Origin of the sequence: Salmonella sp. SJTUF15570 (assembly GCF_043357055.1) — a bacterium.
Classification (GTDB): domain Bacteria; phylum Pseudomonadota; class Gammaproteobacteria; order Enterobacterales; family Enterobacteriaceae; genus Salmonella; species Salmonella enterica.
On sequence record NZ_JBEUKJ010000001.1, the window covers coordinates 368,029 to 384,177 of the forward strand.

Here is a 16,149-nt window from a genome sequence, read left to right on the forward strand (position 1 = left end):
TCGATGGCGATCAATTGATAGACTTTAACTATCATAATTAACTTATCGATCTGTTATACCGATCGATTGCTTGCGTTAGAAATTTAGAATGTTATGCTTGGGCCGAGGCAGTTCAGAAGGATCAGGCGAGGTAGGAATGCAAACCACAAACAACCGAACAGATAGCACTCATGCAGAACCCGATGGTTCCGTTTTGTCTTATGAGTTCGGACTATCTGGATTCTCGATTGATTTGAAAAATTGTTCTGTGCGGCTCTTTAATAAGGAGCTGAATAACTTTTCTGTCTACAATTATTGCGACATCAGAGAAGTCAACTATACCTTGCCAACAACTGAATCCGATGATGCCGAAATATGTGTTCTTACTGAAGATATATTAATCCCCTCATGGAAATTCAAAATCCCATCAAACGCTCAAACTTATGATGTTTGTGAACAATGGATTGATATTTTCAATACTCATGTTGTTAATTATTAAAAAAGAGGATTTAAATAAAATATAAATTATTTATGTTAATTAACAAATTTATTTGCTTTTTAATACATTAATGTTTAATTATATACACATATAATATTTAAAAGTGAGGTATATTTATGTCTGGGAAAAACCCATTCTGGAATTATGATTATAATGCGGCACAACGCAACAGAGAGATTGTAGATTCATATCAGCAAGCTAACGAGGCAAGACTGGATTCTCAACAGGCTCAGTTTGAAGCATCAATGGCTAATGACAAAGCCCGTAATCTGCAGATGCGTCTTAACCAAACCATAGCCAGTCATAAGAGGGTGATGGATGGGTATGAGCAACAGTTGGAAGGATTTAAACATAACTTCTATAAAATAGCCCTTCAAAGGAATATTTTTAAGACAACGCTTGATCGCCTCCAAGAACAATGGCCCGAGCGCAAGGAGGATATTCTTGACGAAATCCAACGACAACGAGACCGCTGTAATATGCCTGAGTATCGTGAAAAATGGTGGAATGCTGTATCCCAAAATAATATCGGTGATAGCGTTTTGGAATTCCCTTATGCTAAACGCGAGCTAAAAAACAAGCCATAACATATGAAACATAGTATATGGTGATCATTATGTAATAACAAACACCACAAGAAGAAACTAATTGTTTTTATAACGACTATTAATTTCAATAAGATACTACCCGGTCGTATCTCCTACAAACACATCTAAATCCAATCATTTATCTTATGAAATCATCCGCATGTCTCATGAGAAAAAGCGGTATATAAAATCATACAAACATACACTGGTTGAGTATAGTGAATCCACCGAAGAGTTGAGTAGGCAAGATATAAAAAATAGTGATGATGATATACAAAATCATAGTAATGGCCTAAAAAACCGGCAAGCAAAATCTATTTTGTTAGATTTTTCACTAATCTTTATTCTAGTCCCTTTTATTGGATTCTTGCTTTATGTGATTATTAAATTTATGAACTCAACACAGCCGCGCATGATTTCTCCACCGGACAATTATGTTGATGTAGGGATCTTTTTATTTATAGGAACTGTTATATGGTTACTTTATATAATTAGAGGCAAATCATTTAAAAATTTAAATGATACAATATTATTTACTGGAACAGCTATTGGCTGCGTATTGTTCTTTCACAAAGATGCTCCAGTTCTAGATCATAACAACGCCACATGGATTTTTGGCCAAATAGTTTTAGCTGGTTGTTCTGTTGGCAAAGCTCTTATTGCATTTACAGAGTTTATTAGCGAACGAGTTGACGAAACAAAAAACCAGTAGAAAAGAAAACTGCTCCCCATCACTAACCTTACATACATCAGATATATTATTTCGGAATTAATATGACAGTTACCAGCTATTTATACAGGTTTCGGTCAGATTACATCTGGTTTAAATTTCGCTCAAAGCATTTGTTATTGCTCATTCTTATTCACCTCTTTACTATCACATACTGGTATGAAAATTGCTAATTTACAGAATGAATAAAAACTTAGTAGCATCATTACCACCAACCACAGGTATTTCAATGAGTTAAAAGAAAACCTCAGAAAACATTTCAGAAATAGCATCACCGCTTCATATTTTTTAGACATACTCTTATCCTTTTGTTATATATATCAACATTAAATAGCTGTAATCTGTTTTTGATTTTTATACGTATAGTCAATATATAGATCAATATCTGTCAAACATGATTTTTATTCATCGTGATTTTATAAAGCCCATGACAAGCACTGCCATTAACCCATAGAAAATCATGAATGATGCTATCTTTACCAAGACCTTATTTTTCTCAAAATGCTTAGAGAGCCACACCGAAAAAATGTCACTAATAAAAAACAAAGGAACGAGAACTAAGTACTCATGCTTGTTTCTGATACATGAATCAAACAAAATAAAAATCAGGATAAGAAAAATAAAATTCCCTCTCAGTTTATTCATTACACTATTAAATATCGTATATAGTTTTATCAATTATGCCACCATATTACTTAGCGGCCTGCGTTGATTTTGTGGCATTGATTTTCAGGTTATTCAGCATCACTTTATCAACAGGTTGTAGCTGTTGTCCTAATAGTGCGGCTAATAAAATATTTGTGTCTTCTGTTCTTTCTATTTGAAGCATCTGTAATCTTAGATCGATGGCCTGCATTCTTGCCTGCCCATGAGCTGTTTCTCTTTCATCCGAGCTACTGATTTTAACCTGCCATGCGTCAGCGCCAGTGGTATCCGCATAACGAGAATAAATCTCATACCTCAACATTTCCCATTCCGATGGCTTAGGCGGGAACTCTGCTCCGGGGAATAATGTCGCATACTTGGTTTTCACAGACGTATCGGTCCACGCCTGACTTGCTCCTGCTGTAGAACCAAGTCCTGAGCCTATATTTACCCCTCTTGAGTTTACTGATACATCCCCGGATTTCTTTATTGCCAGAATAGAATCAACAGCATTGGTTCCTGCGGTGCTTCTGGCAACAAAACTTGAGAATGCTGACAGGTATTCGCGCCCTTCTTTCGTGTCCTCAAGGTTCCTGTCATTTAGCTGCTGTAGCGGTAAATTACCAATCAGATTTCGCTTAGCAGCGTCAGCCACTTTCATCTGTTTAACGTCATAAGATTGGTTTGAAACTTTATTCCCCTGAGCATCAGATACAGATAGTGGCGGGGTTGTCAGTGATGAAGCTGATTTATCTCTGTCAGGATATTGGCCTATGGCACTACATCCACCTCTGTTGTACTTCACGTCTTCGCCAGAACAGACATCAATCGAGACTCGCCCCATCACGTTATTTTTGGCCTCATTTATGCCGGTGCTTGCTCCTGTAAACATTTTTACGCTGTTTTCAGCTAAAGCAGCTTTGGCAGCATTTGTGTTAGAACCAGCAGAACCACGACCTCCTGCTGCAGTCGCTTCCACACAAGCGTTAGCATCAGGTATTCTCTTCAAGACATTCTTCATGCGTTGTTCTTGTATAGCTTGGTTAGCATTACTCATAACAGTGTTCTTTTGATTCTCATTGGCAGTTATATTTGCCTGAGCCAACTTGTCATTCATTGAGACTAATGTTTCGATTAAACCATTTCCTAATGACAGTGGTGATCTCCCCATCAGGTAAGGATCAAGAGTGTAGTTTGTGACAGGATATGCAGAAAAAACATTACCTACATATAGCGTTGAAAAGCATAAAGTAAATATAGCTGTCATTCCCTTTATTTTAATCTGTTTATTCATCATTACAATACTCCCTTTAATTCATTACATTCTTTATTAATTAATAAATTAAAAAAGAATTGTCAATTGTTCTGACTATACTTAATGCCCCCTTATCGTGTTTAAAAAGCATAGATTTTCAAACCAACTCAGATTAATATATCCATTCCTAAATCATCATTAAGAGAGTTGCCATGTCTAGTTATAATATTGAAGTTAAGGTTGAAACAGATTCTGAAGGTTCGGAAATATCCAAGACGTGGAATATTTTTAGTCTGGATGGTTCATTAGTGAAAAGTGGGATACTTTCTGAATCTGAAGCGAAGAATTGGATTAAAGCTACCGAAGATAAAGAATTTTTATTCGATGTATCCAAAGATATTAAAGCCGATATATCTCATCCAAAAAAAATAAATGAAGCCTTAAATCCTGTGGTACAACCCACAGGGTGTATTTATTGGACTCTGAATTTATAGCTTCCCAGTAATCCATCCCTGAAATTATATGAATCAATTTATTTCTATATTCATCAAAAGCAATGCCTTCATGACACTTGAGCTTATTTAATACAGACAGTGTTATTTCTGTTTTATCCTCCCTTGATAAGGTAATATTATATTTTCTACATTGTTCAATATGATATCGTAAAGTATATGAGAAAGCATCAATATCCATCCCTGACAAAACCGAACCATAAAATGAGAGAACATTATCGTTATCACTGTGTTTGATGTAAAAATCAACAGACTTCTTTCCAATCACTTTTTGATCTTGTTCAGTAGTCCAATTATCAAATAACAGTTTCATTTCTTCATTCATTTAACCCTCCTAATTTATAAACTTTTATATTTTAAATATTTAGTTGATTAATAACCAGTTGTTAACTTTCAATAATACATAAAATATATCATTTCCACACAGCACCAATAAATTTAAAAAACGGCGTCTACGTTAATTTTTTGTTTTAGCGACGAGGAGAATCAGGGCGTTTCCATTCAAACACTGCAGCATGTCTTGCTTTAGTTCTTACACTTTTAATCTGATTCGCTTTACGTTGAGAACGAATCTGTTCGCGGGCAACACACAACACTTTCCTTCGTTCTTCATCTGTCAACTTTGACTCTTTTGCTTTTGTTGATTCCGATACTGCATTATTTATGAACTTTCTTTCTGATAATGATACTCTTCTCAAACGACCATACTCATCGATATTTCTGACTCGTGGTTTTCTTTCTTTTTTAACTTTAACAACATCAGATGTTGCTCCATCAACTTCATTGACTATTTCTTGTTCTGATACACCATTACCTTTATCCTCGTTAGTTTTATTTGCTTCTCTTATAGCAAGGACAACATCACGAAATCTATATATAACTTCACGTTTTTCTTTTTTAGTCACCCATCTTCTTTTAACCATTGCTGCTTCATTCAGCATGTTAACGAAAATTGATTGTTCATATTCAGTAAGATTTTTTATCCATCCTTTTCTTCTCTTCGTTTTTTTCTCAGATTTGTTTTTCATTTTATTTATCCTTTTCTTTTTACACTACTTACTTAATACAATTAAAACAAAAGATATTCAAATTAAACAATGTAATTATTACTGAATTATTTTTATCTGTGACTTTATGAAATAGCATCTTGTTTTTTATTTTTCTCATTAGGGATTTTTCTTTATTTTTTAATAAAATTTTTGTACTAGTTGTACTAATTAATTTAAAAGCATTGGGTTTTAGATAGCGACTTTCAGTCGTAGTAGTTTTCCGTCAGGAAAACTTAGTTTTTCTGCAAGCTTCCCCCCCCCTACCCCCCCGTAAAAAAATACTGTTGTAATATTTTTTCTTAGGTTCGCAGGTTGGCGTTTCTCACCGTAGCTATTGAGTTCCAGCATGTTTCCAACGCCGGGACTCCCCATCGGACTCCTACGGATACATCATGATCATTTAAAGCATTTTCTCGTTTTACTAAAGAAAATAACACTACCGCTTTATAGATTTTAGATGAACGCTTCAAGTTGATGGCTACCGACTTCCCCCCGTTTATATGCCACCTACAATAACCTAAGAACAAAACAGTTTTTAACACATGATATCCAAAGATTCTTAGACCCGTACAATCAGGTTTAACGTTATTGCTTTTGAGAACTAAAAAGGATTCTGGAAATGGTATTTAAAAGGCTTGTAAAAAGTTCGGATTTAGATTTGACAAATATGAAAAGATTATTTAATACTTTATTATATTTGTAATCACGTTCCTGTTTAACTGATTACAAGGCTTAAAAAAGTCGTCGAAACTTTTTTAGTCCTTAAAAAGTCAACTTTGATACGTTGGCTTTTTTTGTATCTTCATTCTATTTACATCCAAATATTTCATTTGTCAAATATAATATTTCAGCATGTGTAATTAAGCCATGATTTCTACATGGCTCATATTTGACATTTATATATAATAAATAACCTTATGCCTATATACCACCTTCATCTTCGACATCTTTCTTTATTCTTATTGTCAACTCAACAATTTCTTTCAGGTATAATTGATGGCTTGCAACTTTTTTCAACATTAATGCCCCCAGAGATATACCTAGCAAAAGTGCTAGTCCAAACATGATGACAGTATTAGTAGAATCCGCATTAGAAAGATCTCCAATAAATGTTTTACTCAATTTGTCAAAACCAATTAATGCCTGCACTGCCGAATAGCAAAGACCCAAAACCGAGAATACTGCTGTTTTTTCACCAAAAAAACTACTAACCCTCATCGTTATTCTATTAATCTTAAGTTGTATCCAGTGAACCGCATACAATAATTCTTTTTCTGAATAATCTAATAGAAGCTTTGCATTTTCTTCATCATGTGATATTTCACAAACAAAATCATTGAACGACTCTTTTTTCCAATCGACCAAATGCTTTATGCCTAAGATAGGTGGCAATACCATTATTATTAATCCTATTAGCATCCCTATAAAATACAATCCAAAAATAACATCTACTACCGTATCGGTTTTAAAACAACTGTTGAATTTATACAAAGCAATGCTTAAAGCGAGTAAAGCGATGATAAAAATTCCGAACCTGACTAATCTACCGTGTATTTTATCGACGAGTTTATCTGTTTTGCTTTTATATGTATAAGGGGCATATGCCTTCATGCCACCAAGGATCTTTATTATTTGATTGATTCTTAACATGTTATCCCCAGATTAATAATCGATGTGTATATGTAATATTTCTATTATTACATTAACTCAGGTTAAAGTGTAGAATTTCCCACCTTGCCAAAAATACCTTGAAAGTAATCCACTATCCAGAAACACGAACAACCAATGACAGTCAGGAAATTTAGCCCCACTCCGGTTTAACGACACGCCCGGTCTGGTCCTGTTAAAGAACAGCAATACGTCTCACATTAAATAGATTGAGGCTAAGCTAATTAGATATTTTATTCCTTAGACATATAGCATTTGCTCTTAAATGGATAGGAAAACTATATTTTGAGTAGCAGCGCTTTGTGATTGTTCCAAACAATCTCTTAGCTGTGAGGAATTTGTCCCTGTTAATGATGCATTTATCCAAAAAAAATCACACCAAAGGCGAAAATAGAGTAAGAATGAAATCAATTTATCTGTATTATCTCAGATCTGTTCTAATACACCTGATACTATAAATAATGAAGGATAACAACCAATAAGAAAGAGGACCGAAGCCCTCTTTCTTATTACTCATCACTACTCTCAGTTCGTGGTGATGATCCACCGCCATCACTTTTACCCGGAGCCTTAAAACTCTCTATAGGAGACGCTTTACTCTGAAGATTTAGTGGCAACAATGGCCTGTTATGATCACCAAAAGATACCGCTCTGTTAGCAGCCTTTTGAGCGACATCCATATAACCTGCAGCACCAACCGAATCTCCAACGGCATCTGCTGCCTCAGCCGCATTGTAAGCAGAGTTAGCACTTTCAAGGGATTGGTATTCATCCTGTTGGTCAAGCGGCCCTGCATTGCTCATATGCGTTCTGAATGCAGATCCCGTATTATTGGCTCTGCTGGAAGCCTGAGCTTTCCCCTGTTGAATTTGTTGTTGCTGTTGAAGTTCACGTTGCTGCTCACGGTCTTTATTCATTTGCCCGTTTCTGATCTGATTACCTAACGCATTAGAGGAATGTGATACCTGATCTAACACTGTTTTTGCGAACATAGCACCTTCCACACCTTTCGATGCCGACTGAGCATAACCCGCCATGCTCTGACCACTATGGACGCCAAGCCACTTCATAATTTCATCTGGAATAACATGGATCAGGGAAAGTGATTTCTTCACAACCGTAAACATCAGCGCAATATAAACAGCAATAAGAGCCAGTGATTCAATGATACCTATCCCGGCATTCGCGGACATCATGCCGAATGCACCTGAGAACGTTTCATTCACCACCCCACCAAGGATAGGCAGCATCGTATAGGCCGCTATCAGACCCGTGACCATCAATGCTGGTCTCATGGTTAGCGACAGGACCAGTCCGTATCCAGCGCCACCTCGACCCACAACGCCATCACCATCTGGATGTAAATGGGTGATGACCCATAATGGTGCTGCGATCATCGCTTCAAGACATAAAATCATCCAGCCCACGCAAACACCAAACCACATAACGTAAGGGAGCATAGGAATAACAACAGCTAAGGTATCGCCAGCTATCCATAATGGGATAACCAGTGGCATAACAATACCCATAGCACCAAATGCACCCGATACCCAGCTTGCAGTCCATGATGTCCATGCGCCAAGACCGGCACCGACAACCGCAGAACTCCCTAATAATGTCCAGCCAGCAGCACTGAGCGTATCTCCAAGCCCTTTAACCGCTAATAATGGGTTGATGGCCTGTAAATTTGCTGCTGTGGTATCTGTTGAAAATGCGACGATTTTCCCTTGTTTTCTACCATTGATTACGCTTGAACTCAGGAAACCCGCCATCGCGCCAGAAATACTCTTATTGGCTTCATTTTGAAGCGAGGATACAATTTTCCCTGCATCATCTGTTTTCGGCCCCTGCCCCCCCTTACCAGTGGTATTGACTTCTGTTCGGTTTTGCGCATCAATACCATTCGCGTATCTCGATGCCGTCGTCGATCTCGCCATGTCGTGAGACACCTTTGCCATTACAGCATTCAGGCTATTAAAAATATCGCCATATTCCATACTCTGTTGTCCCGCGACAGGAAGATTGTGAGCAGCACCATTAATCGCATCCTGAATACGAATAAGTTTCATACTCCACGCCCCCGCCATAAACCAGCCATCTTTCTGGACATTATCTTTAAAATCATCCCACTGGTTGCCTGTAGAAAATGCAGTTCTGACCGCCGTATCGATAACAGAAACGTAGGTAGCAGTTGCACTGTTTATATCAGACTGAATATCAATGTTATTATCAGCGACATATTTTTCTGCCAGTGTCATCATATTGTTATTCAGGGCAATAAAAGCTGTATTATGAGCTTCAACAACGGCTGATATATTGGTTTTGATTTCCTGCGGCATGTAGCTCATATACATTCCACCAGATGCGATAGCCGCCTGCGCCTGAGCATTAGCCTGTTCATCATAAGCCGCTTTAGCTTTCGGGTCTGTCAATGTGATACTTCCACACGCTGATTTGGATACCAGTAAGTTTTTGTTCATTTCATTACCCGCATTACTGGCACCGTAATTGTATCTGTATAAATACTTTCCTTTTTCTGGTGTCATCTCAAACACAGGCATAACACCGGGAAACAGTGCGCTTTCATGCGATTTTTTCCATAGCTGACCTGCCTTCAGCATGCAGACATTATTGATGAACGCAGTCTTCGCTATGCGATCAAGTTCCTGATAGGACGCTGACGTGGTGATAACCGCACCATCTGATGGGTTTGCGGCATACGTATTCCAGACCGTATCGGCAAGACCTACGCCCTGATTTATCAGCCATAACACCATAACCTGAGCTGCACAGAACCCACCGGCTGCTGGCAGTATCATTGCGGTTCCTAACGCCGTCCTGACCGGAAGCCACATGGAGGACCATTTCTTACCCAGCATCTCACCATCATGTGCTGTGGACATGGTTCCTGCGATAAGTGTATATGCAGCCAGAATACCACCAACAAGTAAAACCGCACTGTTGAGGATTGTCATCGTACTGGCTAATGGGCTTTGGGCTAAATTCTCAGGGAATAAAACATCCAAGAACCATAGCTTTGATTTATCCGTATCAGGGACTGTAAATAAATCTGCTGCGTATGCATTTTGCGTAATCAGCAAACAAAAAAACAATAAGGTAAAGATAGTAAGATATTTTATCGTGTTTATTGTGTTTTGCTCACAGAACCCTGTTCGTTGTCGTCTTTTGTCGTTTTTACGTAATATCGTAGGTATTTCGTTTTTCTTTATATTTTCCATTTTCTCTCCCTGTTTTATGCAACTCACAACGTGAGTTACATTCTTCTTTATATTTACTCACCCTTTTTGATGCAACTCACATCGTGGGTTACATTTTTCTTTATATTTTATTTCATCGCATCACTAATGCTGTTCCATACATCAGATCCTGACGTGGAGTTTCCGTTAACATTAATGCTTCCGCCAGTAGATGACCCTGTACCTGTTGAGATACTCCCTCCGGCAATATTCCCCAGACCGGGAACATCAAAGGATACGCTTTCAGATATGTTCCCCATTGCAGAGTTCATTTTCTCTCTGGCAATCGAACAGGCTTTACTTATCGCCGCTTCTTTTGCTTTTCTGATAATTGAATCAAAACTTGGCAGATTTATGCCGATGCTTCCTGTAGGCCATATGTCCGTACATCCGATAGTATTTAATGAGTTATTTATATTGGTCATAAAGCCTTCGGCGACAGGCTCCAGTTGCGCCGCATCGATTTTCATCGCATTGTATTGAGCCTGTTTTACTGCGGTTTCCATAACAGGCGTACAGACAGCAGCATTGGCGGTTGTCGTCATAAGTGTGATGGAAAACAGTGAAAATAAAATATATTTTCTTCTATTCATTCTTTACTCCTTCATTGAGTTTATTTCGCTTCACCTCATGTATTTAATTGGTTGTAAATAAAAGGGCTTATTTAATATATATTAAACATTGTGAAATTAATCAATAGAACAGAAGTTTTTTAAATTTGACAATCACTTTATTTTATAGTTAATATTAAAGGGTAAATAAATGACTACTCCGAATGATTTTATTACACTCTGCAAAGAGGCCGGGATTATGTTCTGGTCTCTTTTTATTCTTATGTTCCATAGAATTGATTGATTAGATTCAAGTGCAATGATAACATGCGGTATTAAATGGTGTTTTTTATTCAATGCTAAGATGGTAGAAACAAGGAACCTTGTATGGCTAATACAGGAAAAGAATATGAAGAACTTGTCAGAGATATTCAACGTTCTTTAATTAATGCAGAAAATATCCCTAGCCTTAAAAATATAAATATCGAGAAAAATAAAAAGATAAAAGACCGTTCAGGAATTGACAGAGAATTCGACATATATTGGGAGTTTGAAATCGGAGGCCATACCTATCGTTCAGTTATTGAGTGTAAGGACTATTCCTCTCCAGTGTCTATTGAAAAGATAGATGCTTTCATTGGTAAAACGAATGATATTCCGGGACTTAAACTGATCTACGCAACGCGGACAGGATATCAGAGCGGTGCAAAGATAAAAGCAGAGCAGCATAATATTCAACTGCTTGTTATCAGAGATCAACAAGCACAAGACTGGGTTGATGATGATGGAACGCCGCTTCTAAAGTCCATTCACTTCAAAATGACAGCAATATTACCGCCACGGATAATTAATTTTAATGTACATGTTGATAAAGAATGGTTTTACTCACAAAACGAATATACTGAAAACACATTACCATATCTTTTCAAAACCGAACTTTCTGATGCTATTTTTATTCGTAATATAAGCAAGGGCGAAAAATATAGTATTCATGATCTATCAAGGCTGCTTATGAAAAAAGTTGATAATATGGTATATGGAGAAAATATATATGCTGAAAAAATTGACAATGGATACATTGAAAATGCAAATTCAAGTGTAAAAATGAAAATAAAAGGTTATGACTGTACATACATTTATCGTAAACCAATTGAAGATGTTTCCATAATCGATTTCTCTGAGCAAATTAAAGCTATCGTAGAAGATTTCATAACAGGGAAGAAAAAATGGGTATTGAAAAATGGTATTGTAAAATGAATATTCATTTTTAATGAGGACTTCATATATCTATATGTATTAACTCAGAACTGCCTCAGTCCTGACTTAAAACCCATATACAAACAAGCCCCAGATATCTTTCGAGGCTTGTTTAGTTATATTAGATATCTTATCAGACTCATTTAGACGTAAAATATAGTTGCATTTTAATATACTCCGCTGACCCACTCGCGAAGCCATATTATATTATCATTAACTTCTATACATCGCATTTTAATTAGATCATCAATGATATCATCGAATGAAATATCCACTAACTCTTGCATTCCGTAAAAATTGAATTGTATGCCACTCTTTGCAAACGCATCATCTCTCTTTATTTTATTATACTCATCTCTTCCTTGCCATAAGGCGTACAAAACAGTAGCATGTTCTGGCGTAAGTTCTATTGAAGAATGACACCAAATCTTATTCCAAATACTTAATGCTGCAAAGAATACTAATTTTGGTTCAGCTGCAACACCTGCCGCTGTTAAGACTAAATCGGGAAGATCATTGAATAATTTTCTCCAATTAAGAACAAAATTACCCAATTTTCTTGATTTTCCGCCACGTCGGCCTGATGAGTTGACTGTAATATATTCCATTACAAATTTTTCTTTTTCAGGTGGCGTTAATCTACAGAATGAATCTACTAGGGAAATAGCTGCCTTATCATTCTCAGTAAATATTTCATGAACAATACTAATTATCTCATCTTTTTTGTTTTCTAATTTTTCATAGTCATAGCTCATTTATCACATAGTCCTTTTGATAACTAACATGGGTATCTTTATACCTAAGTCTATTTAGCATCTTTTATCAAATACTTCAATATATTAACCAAATGCTTAATTGATTGTATAGCCTATCAGCTCTACTACTGGCTGTTATGAAAAATGCTTAATGAAATTCCATCGTTGTCGTTGTCGTTGTCGTTGTCGTTGAACATCACTGTTATGAAAATGTAACAAAACCGAACTAAATCCGATCAAGTAAGCTCATCGATAGTAATCACTATTTAGATTGATTGAGATGGACCACTCGCTTTTGAAAATTAGTTCCAAAAATAGGGCTAACGCAAAAATAGTAAGCAAGCATAAGCCCCGGCAGGCGTCATGCTCACTGCTGTTCTATCCACGTATAATTTTCCCGCACAAGCGTAGCTCAGCAGGCTCAGCCATTTTAATACCGCCAATACGTATGGGCAGCTCATCTTCTCGTTGGCACAAGTTCTTAATTGATTGCCACTCCTCAGCTTCTGTTTCCATGTGAGCAGCAACCGAATCAAAAGCACCTTCGGCTACGACTATAGTAGGTTCTTTATCTGCTTCGTTGGCTACCAGCTCCGTTTTTGATACCTCGGCCAGTTCTTCTTCCAACTCAGCCACATTCGCTTTCAGTTCATCAAGACTACTGGCGGAGTCTCTTGGCGCATAGAAGAACAGCCCACTAATGAAGATGGCTTCCATAACCTCACTGAAAGAAAACGAGGTATCGCCATAAACGAAGCTGCTATACTTGACACTCTGCACCCCTGATACGTTCTTCTTCAACAATCCATCCTTCGACGAAGTCGTCAACGTTTGTTTGCTATAGAGGATTACAGGAAGATTTTTAATTTGTTGAACATCGCCGCTGATACTCCAGCGTTCTTTATCACCTTTAATGAAACCTGAAGCATCGCAGCTACTTTCTATGTCAAACTCATCAGTCGGAAACCGCTCGCGATTAAAATAGGTTGAAAAATCTTCCCCTTCTTCCATATCCTGACGCTTGTAAGCGCGATAAACCGAGCTACGACGGTCAATCCCAATCCATTCAATATCCCATGTCGTTGGCCCGGACGGTTTTCTTACCTCATCTATATAAGCACCAACATCTCTGTCCAGATAAGCTGCTAACAACGCCTTCCATGGCTCTATAGCCAAGAAGATACTTGCCAGCGTTGTTCCTTCTTCAATCAGAACGGTATGGTGGAAGAAACGGAGAAGAAAGAAGGGAGCTGTATTGGCTATCGCGTTCTGGATGGATAGCAATGGAACGGCAGCGGTTTCATCGTAATCGGACTGAAACCGTAGAATTGCATCGGAACAAAAAATTAATTGGCCTTCCATCTTTCATCGCCTCCTGATGTTATCAGACAAAACATTTACAGATCGGTAAGGATTTTGATAATCAAATCTCGCGGAAAAATCGTTTCCTTGGTCAGTTGAAGTTCTTCCAGCGTCCACCAGTATTGGTCGCGAATAACTTTCCTTTCATTGTTACTCCACCCTGATTTGTCAGTATCCGTTTTTTCAACGTTGACAATAAAGAAATGCTCTTCAGCAAGAACCGTTTCCCCACTCGGTAGCATCATAGGAAAGCTTCTGGTGGCTACTTGCGGTCCCACGTCATTTTTGATTATCCCCGTTTCTTCGCGTAGTTCTCGTAGCGCAGCCTGTTCAAAGGATTCATTGGACTCCAGCCCACCACCCGGAGTAGCCCAGTATGACTTTCCATTCAAAGCATCATTCTCATGGCTGAAAAAAAAGAGCAGCACCTGATTTTCAGGAGAGATAATGATTAACCGGGATGAAGGACGAATACGCATAATACTTCCTTATATCTATCCTTGAAAAACTCGTATTAACTATTTCAATCTAACATTATACTCTTTTGCCCATTTTCTTAAACGTCCACAGGCATTAGCATAGGGAGATGATGTATTGAATGAAATCATCCTTCCCATTGTCCATTTACCATACCACGGTTTTCCGTAGAGTACATTGTCATCACGGGCATTAATAAGCGCAACTACATTCTCTTTTGCTAACTTAAGATCCTGAATCAAAGTTATGTATTGAACACCTTCATAATCTTTGTAAAATTTTTGGGCCAGAAGGCCAAGCTGATTCCATTTATAACCGGTTTCAGGAAAATCAACTGATTCCCCTTTTTCATCATTTGTTATCCACTTTATGACTAACATATTCCAGCCCAAAAGATACGAGATAAGATCTCTGACACTCATCATCGTATCTTTCGCATGGCCTTCCATTGATTTTTCTGAGAGTAGTTCTGAAGGGATAGCATTCAGATAACCGATTAACTTACTAAAATCCTTATCCATCGCATTTAATAATTCTGATTTTGTTTGCGGCACGCCCATAAAATCCTTCCCTGCTATGTAAAATTAAGTTATTGATAATAGCTTGAGCTGGATGGAAAAAGTATCGTTCAAGTCAAAGAACTGATACTGCTGCTATACAAAATAAGAATTTTCGATGTTATTTTTATCGTTGAGTAGACACGGGAACTAAATGTTCTGGCAGAAGATTATATGGGAGAATTCCTTGCAGGTTGATAATAATAGTAGCAAGCATAGATAAGGAATATCAAAGAATGATAGAAAATTGTGCCCTAAATAGTGATTCACACTATCAAAATAGTACATTAAGCCTTCAATGTTTCCTCATTCATCAATGTGAGTTCTGAAACCAAGCGAATATAAATATTCTTTAACCTGTCTTTGTCGCAACGACTTACAGACTTAGATAACAGATAATGACTATAATTACTGACACAAATGCTATTTCCGTTTTCAAGAGTTAATTTTAAGCCGATTTCTGTATCTTCTACTTTGCTTACAATACAGATCATGAATGGTGTTTTGTCATGTGGATAGAAAAGAGTTATCACTTTAATATTGTTCATATCTGTTTTTTCCTTTTTTATTTATTACTATTAAATACTACATAGTGATCTTAAAAATAAAATATATTTGTGTTTCAATCATATTTTTAGACTTCTTTTTGAAAAGATCTTTATCTCTGTGCTTACGCACGGCTACGCCCTGACACTAGCATCTATTCATTAACTTCGAGATTGTAGTATTTGAAAAAATCTGTCCGATCATTCTTGGATCTGTTTTCACTATCAAGTTAGAATACAGATCCAATATTCTGAACAATGCATTTTCCCTCTGACATATAGCATTTGCTCTTAGACGTATAGGAAAACTATATCCTTAGTAGCAGCACTTCGTGATTGTTGCCAACAATCATTCTGCTGGACAGGGCTTGCCCCTGTTAAAGATGTTTTTTCAATTAATAATTTTTTCCATATAAAATTACTGCCTGTAATCAGTTATAAGAGCTTTAAGTGTGAAGATGGTT

At 37.2% G+C, this 16,149-nt stretch carries 15 protein-coding genes; 4 read left to right on the plus strand and 11 right to left on the minus strand.

The window, feature by feature from the left end; genetic code table 11:
• Positions 1–136 precede the first annotated feature (136 nt).
• The 3 genes from ABVN44_RS01955 to ABVN44_RS01965 all read left to right on the plus strand — a co-directional run bounded on the left by ABVN44_RS01955 (position 137) and on the right by ABVN44_RS01965 (position 1,777).
• Positions 137–478 (plus strand): hypothetical protein, encoded by a 342-nt coding sequence (locus ABVN44_RS01955; protein WP_071786839.1) that lies wholly within the window; start codon positions 137–139, stop codon positions 476–478.
• Positions 479–594: 116 nt separating this feature from the next.
• Complete coding sequence (locus tag ABVN44_RS01960) at positions 595–1,065, plus strand: hypothetical protein (protein WP_023231754.1); 471 nt, start codon at positions 595–597, stop codon at positions 1,063–1,065.
• Positions 1,066–1,225: 160 nt separating this feature from the next.
• Positions 1,226–1,777, plus strand: a complete 552-nt coding sequence (locus ABVN44_RS01965) for a hypothetical protein (RefSeq protein ID WP_023231753.1) — start codon at positions 1,226–1,228, stop codon at positions 1,775–1,777.
• 709 nt (positions 1,778–2,486) lie between these two features.
• On the opposite strand, the gene ABVN44_RS01970 is transcribed toward ABVN44_RS01965, so the two are convergent.
• From ABVN44_RS01970 to ABVN44_RS01995, 6 genes are all read right to left on the minus strand, one after another.
• Positions 2,487–3,737, minus strand: a complete 1,251-nt coding sequence (locus ABVN44_RS01970) for a hypothetical protein (protein WP_023231751.1) — start codon at positions 3,735–3,737, stop codon at positions 2,487–2,489.
• Between the two features lie 357 nt (positions 3,738–4,094).
• Positions 4,095–4,532, minus strand: coding sequence for a hypothetical protein (locus tag ABVN44_RS01975; RefSeq protein ID WP_023231750.1), 438 nt, complete (start codon positions 4,530–4,532; stop codon positions 4,095–4,097).
• A gap of 145 nt (positions 4,533–4,677) precedes the next feature.
• Positions 4,678–5,235, minus strand: coding sequence for a hypothetical protein (locus ABVN44_RS01980; protein ID WP_094204684.1), 558 nt, complete (start codon positions 5,233–5,235; stop codon positions 4,678–4,680).
• Between the two features lie 942 nt (positions 5,236–6,177).
• Positions 6,178–6,906, minus strand: coding sequence for a hypothetical protein (locus ABVN44_RS01985; RefSeq protein WP_023231747.1), 729 nt, complete (start codon positions 6,904–6,906; stop codon positions 6,178–6,180).
• A 527-nt stretch (positions 6,907–7,433) separates the two neighbouring features.
• Positions 7,434–10,163: a DotA/TraY family protein gene (locus ABVN44_RS01990; protein ID WP_223174525.1), complete on the minus strand. Its 2,730-nt coding sequence runs from the start codon at positions 10,161–10,163 to the stop codon at positions 7,434–7,436.
• 107 nt (positions 10,164–10,270) lie between these two features.
• Complete coding sequence (locus tag ABVN44_RS01995) at positions 10,271–10,774, minus strand: hypothetical protein (RefSeq protein WP_023231746.1); 504 nt, start codon at positions 10,772–10,774, stop codon at positions 10,271–10,273.
• A 345-nt stretch (positions 10,775–11,119) separates the two neighbouring features.
• Here ABVN44_RS01995 and ABVN44_RS02000 point away from each other — a divergent pair, with 345 nt between their 5' ends.
• Positions 11,120–11,989, plus strand: coding sequence for a restriction endonuclease (locus ABVN44_RS02000; RefSeq protein ID WP_023231745.1), 870 nt, complete (start codon positions 11,120–11,122; stop codon positions 11,987–11,989).
• A gap of 167 nt (positions 11,990–12,156) precedes the next feature.
• Here ABVN44_RS02000 and ABVN44_RS02005 read toward each other — a convergent pair whose 3' ends face one another.
• From ABVN44_RS02005 to ABVN44_RS02025, 5 genes are all read right to left on the minus strand, one after another.
• On the minus strand, positions 12,157–12,744 hold the full coding sequence (locus ABVN44_RS02005) for a hypothetical protein (protein ID WP_023231744.1): 588 nt from the start codon (positions 12,742–12,744) through the stop codon (positions 12,157–12,159).
• Between the two features lie 378 nt (positions 12,745–13,122).
• Positions 13,123–14,106, minus strand: coding sequence for a hypothetical protein (locus tag ABVN44_RS02010; protein WP_023231743.1), 984 nt, complete (start codon positions 14,104–14,106; stop codon positions 13,123–13,125).
• Between the two features lie 35 nt (positions 14,107–14,141).
• Entirely contained in the window at positions 14,142–14,585 is a 444-nt protein-coding gene (locus ABVN44_RS02015; protein WP_023231742.1) for an NUDIX hydrolase, read from the minus strand.
• A 39-nt stretch (positions 14,586–14,624) separates the two neighbouring features.
• Positions 14,625–15,143, minus strand: a complete 519-nt coding sequence (locus ABVN44_RS02020; RefSeq protein WP_023231741.1) for a ClbS/DfsB family four-helix bundle protein — start codon at positions 15,141–15,143, stop codon at positions 14,625–14,627.
• A gap of 284 nt (positions 15,144–15,427) precedes the next feature.
• Entirely contained in the window at positions 15,428–15,688 is a 261-nt protein-coding gene (locus ABVN44_RS02025; RefSeq protein ID WP_023231740.1) for a hypothetical protein, read from the minus strand.
• Positions 15,689–16,149 lie beyond the last annotated feature (461 nt).

Excerpts from the sequence above, each read along its gene's own strand:
- ABVN44_RS01955 (WP_071786839.1), top strand. The coding sequence starts at position 137 with ATGCAAACCACAAACAACCGAACAGATAGCACTCATGCAGAACCCGAT.
- ABVN44_RS01960 (WP_023231754.1), top strand. The coding sequence starts at position 595 with ATGTCTGGGAAAAACCCATTCTGGAATTATGATTATAATGCGGCACAA.
- ABVN44_RS01965 (WP_023231753.1), top strand. The coding sequence starts at position 1,226 with ATGTCTCATGAGAAAAAGCGGTATATAAAATCATACAAACATACACTG.
- ABVN44_RS01970 (WP_023231751.1), bottom strand. The coding sequence starts at position 3,737 with ATGATGAATAAACAGATTAAAATAAAGGGAATGACAGCTATATTTACT.
- ABVN44_RS01975 (WP_023231750.1), bottom strand. The coding sequence starts at position 4,532 with ATGAATGAAGAAATGAAACTGTTATTTGATAATTGGACTACTGAACAA.
- ABVN44_RS01980 (WP_094204684.1), bottom strand. The coding sequence starts at position 5,235 with ATGAAAAACAAATCTGAGAAAAAAACGAAGAGAAGAAAAGGATGGATA.
- ABVN44_RS01985 (WP_023231747.1), bottom strand. The coding sequence starts at position 6,906 with ATGTTAAGAATCAATCAAATAATAAAGATCCTTGGTGGCATGAAGGCA.
- ABVN44_RS01990 (WP_223174525.1), bottom strand. The coding sequence starts at position 10,163 with ATGGAAAATATAAAGAAAAACGAAATACCTACGATATTACGTAAAAAC.
- ABVN44_RS01995 (WP_023231746.1), bottom strand. The coding sequence starts at position 10,774 with ATGAATAGAAGAAAATATATTTTATTTTCACTGTTTTCCATCACACTT.
- ABVN44_RS02000 (WP_023231745.1), top strand. The coding sequence starts at position 11,120 with ATGGCTAATACAGGAAAAGAATATGAAGAACTTGTCAGAGATATTCAA.
- ABVN44_RS02005 (WP_023231744.1), bottom strand. The coding sequence starts at position 12,744 with ATGAGCTATGACTATGAAAAATTAGAAAACAAAAAAGATGAGATAATT.
- ABVN44_RS02010 (WP_023231743.1), bottom strand. The coding sequence starts at position 14,106 with ATGGAAGGCCAATTAATTTTTTGTTCCGATGCAATTCTACGGTTTCAG.
- ABVN44_RS02015 (WP_023231742.1), bottom strand. The coding sequence starts at position 14,585 with ATGCGTATTCGTCCTTCATCCCGGTTAATCATTATCTCTCCTGAAAAT.
- ABVN44_RS02020 (WP_023231741.1), bottom strand. The coding sequence starts at position 15,143 with ATGGGCGTGCCGCAAACAAAATCAGAATTATTAAATGCGATGGATAAG.
- ABVN44_RS02025 (WP_023231740.1), bottom strand. The coding sequence starts at position 15,688 with ATGAACAATATTAAAGTGATAACTCTTTTCTATCCACATGACAAAACA.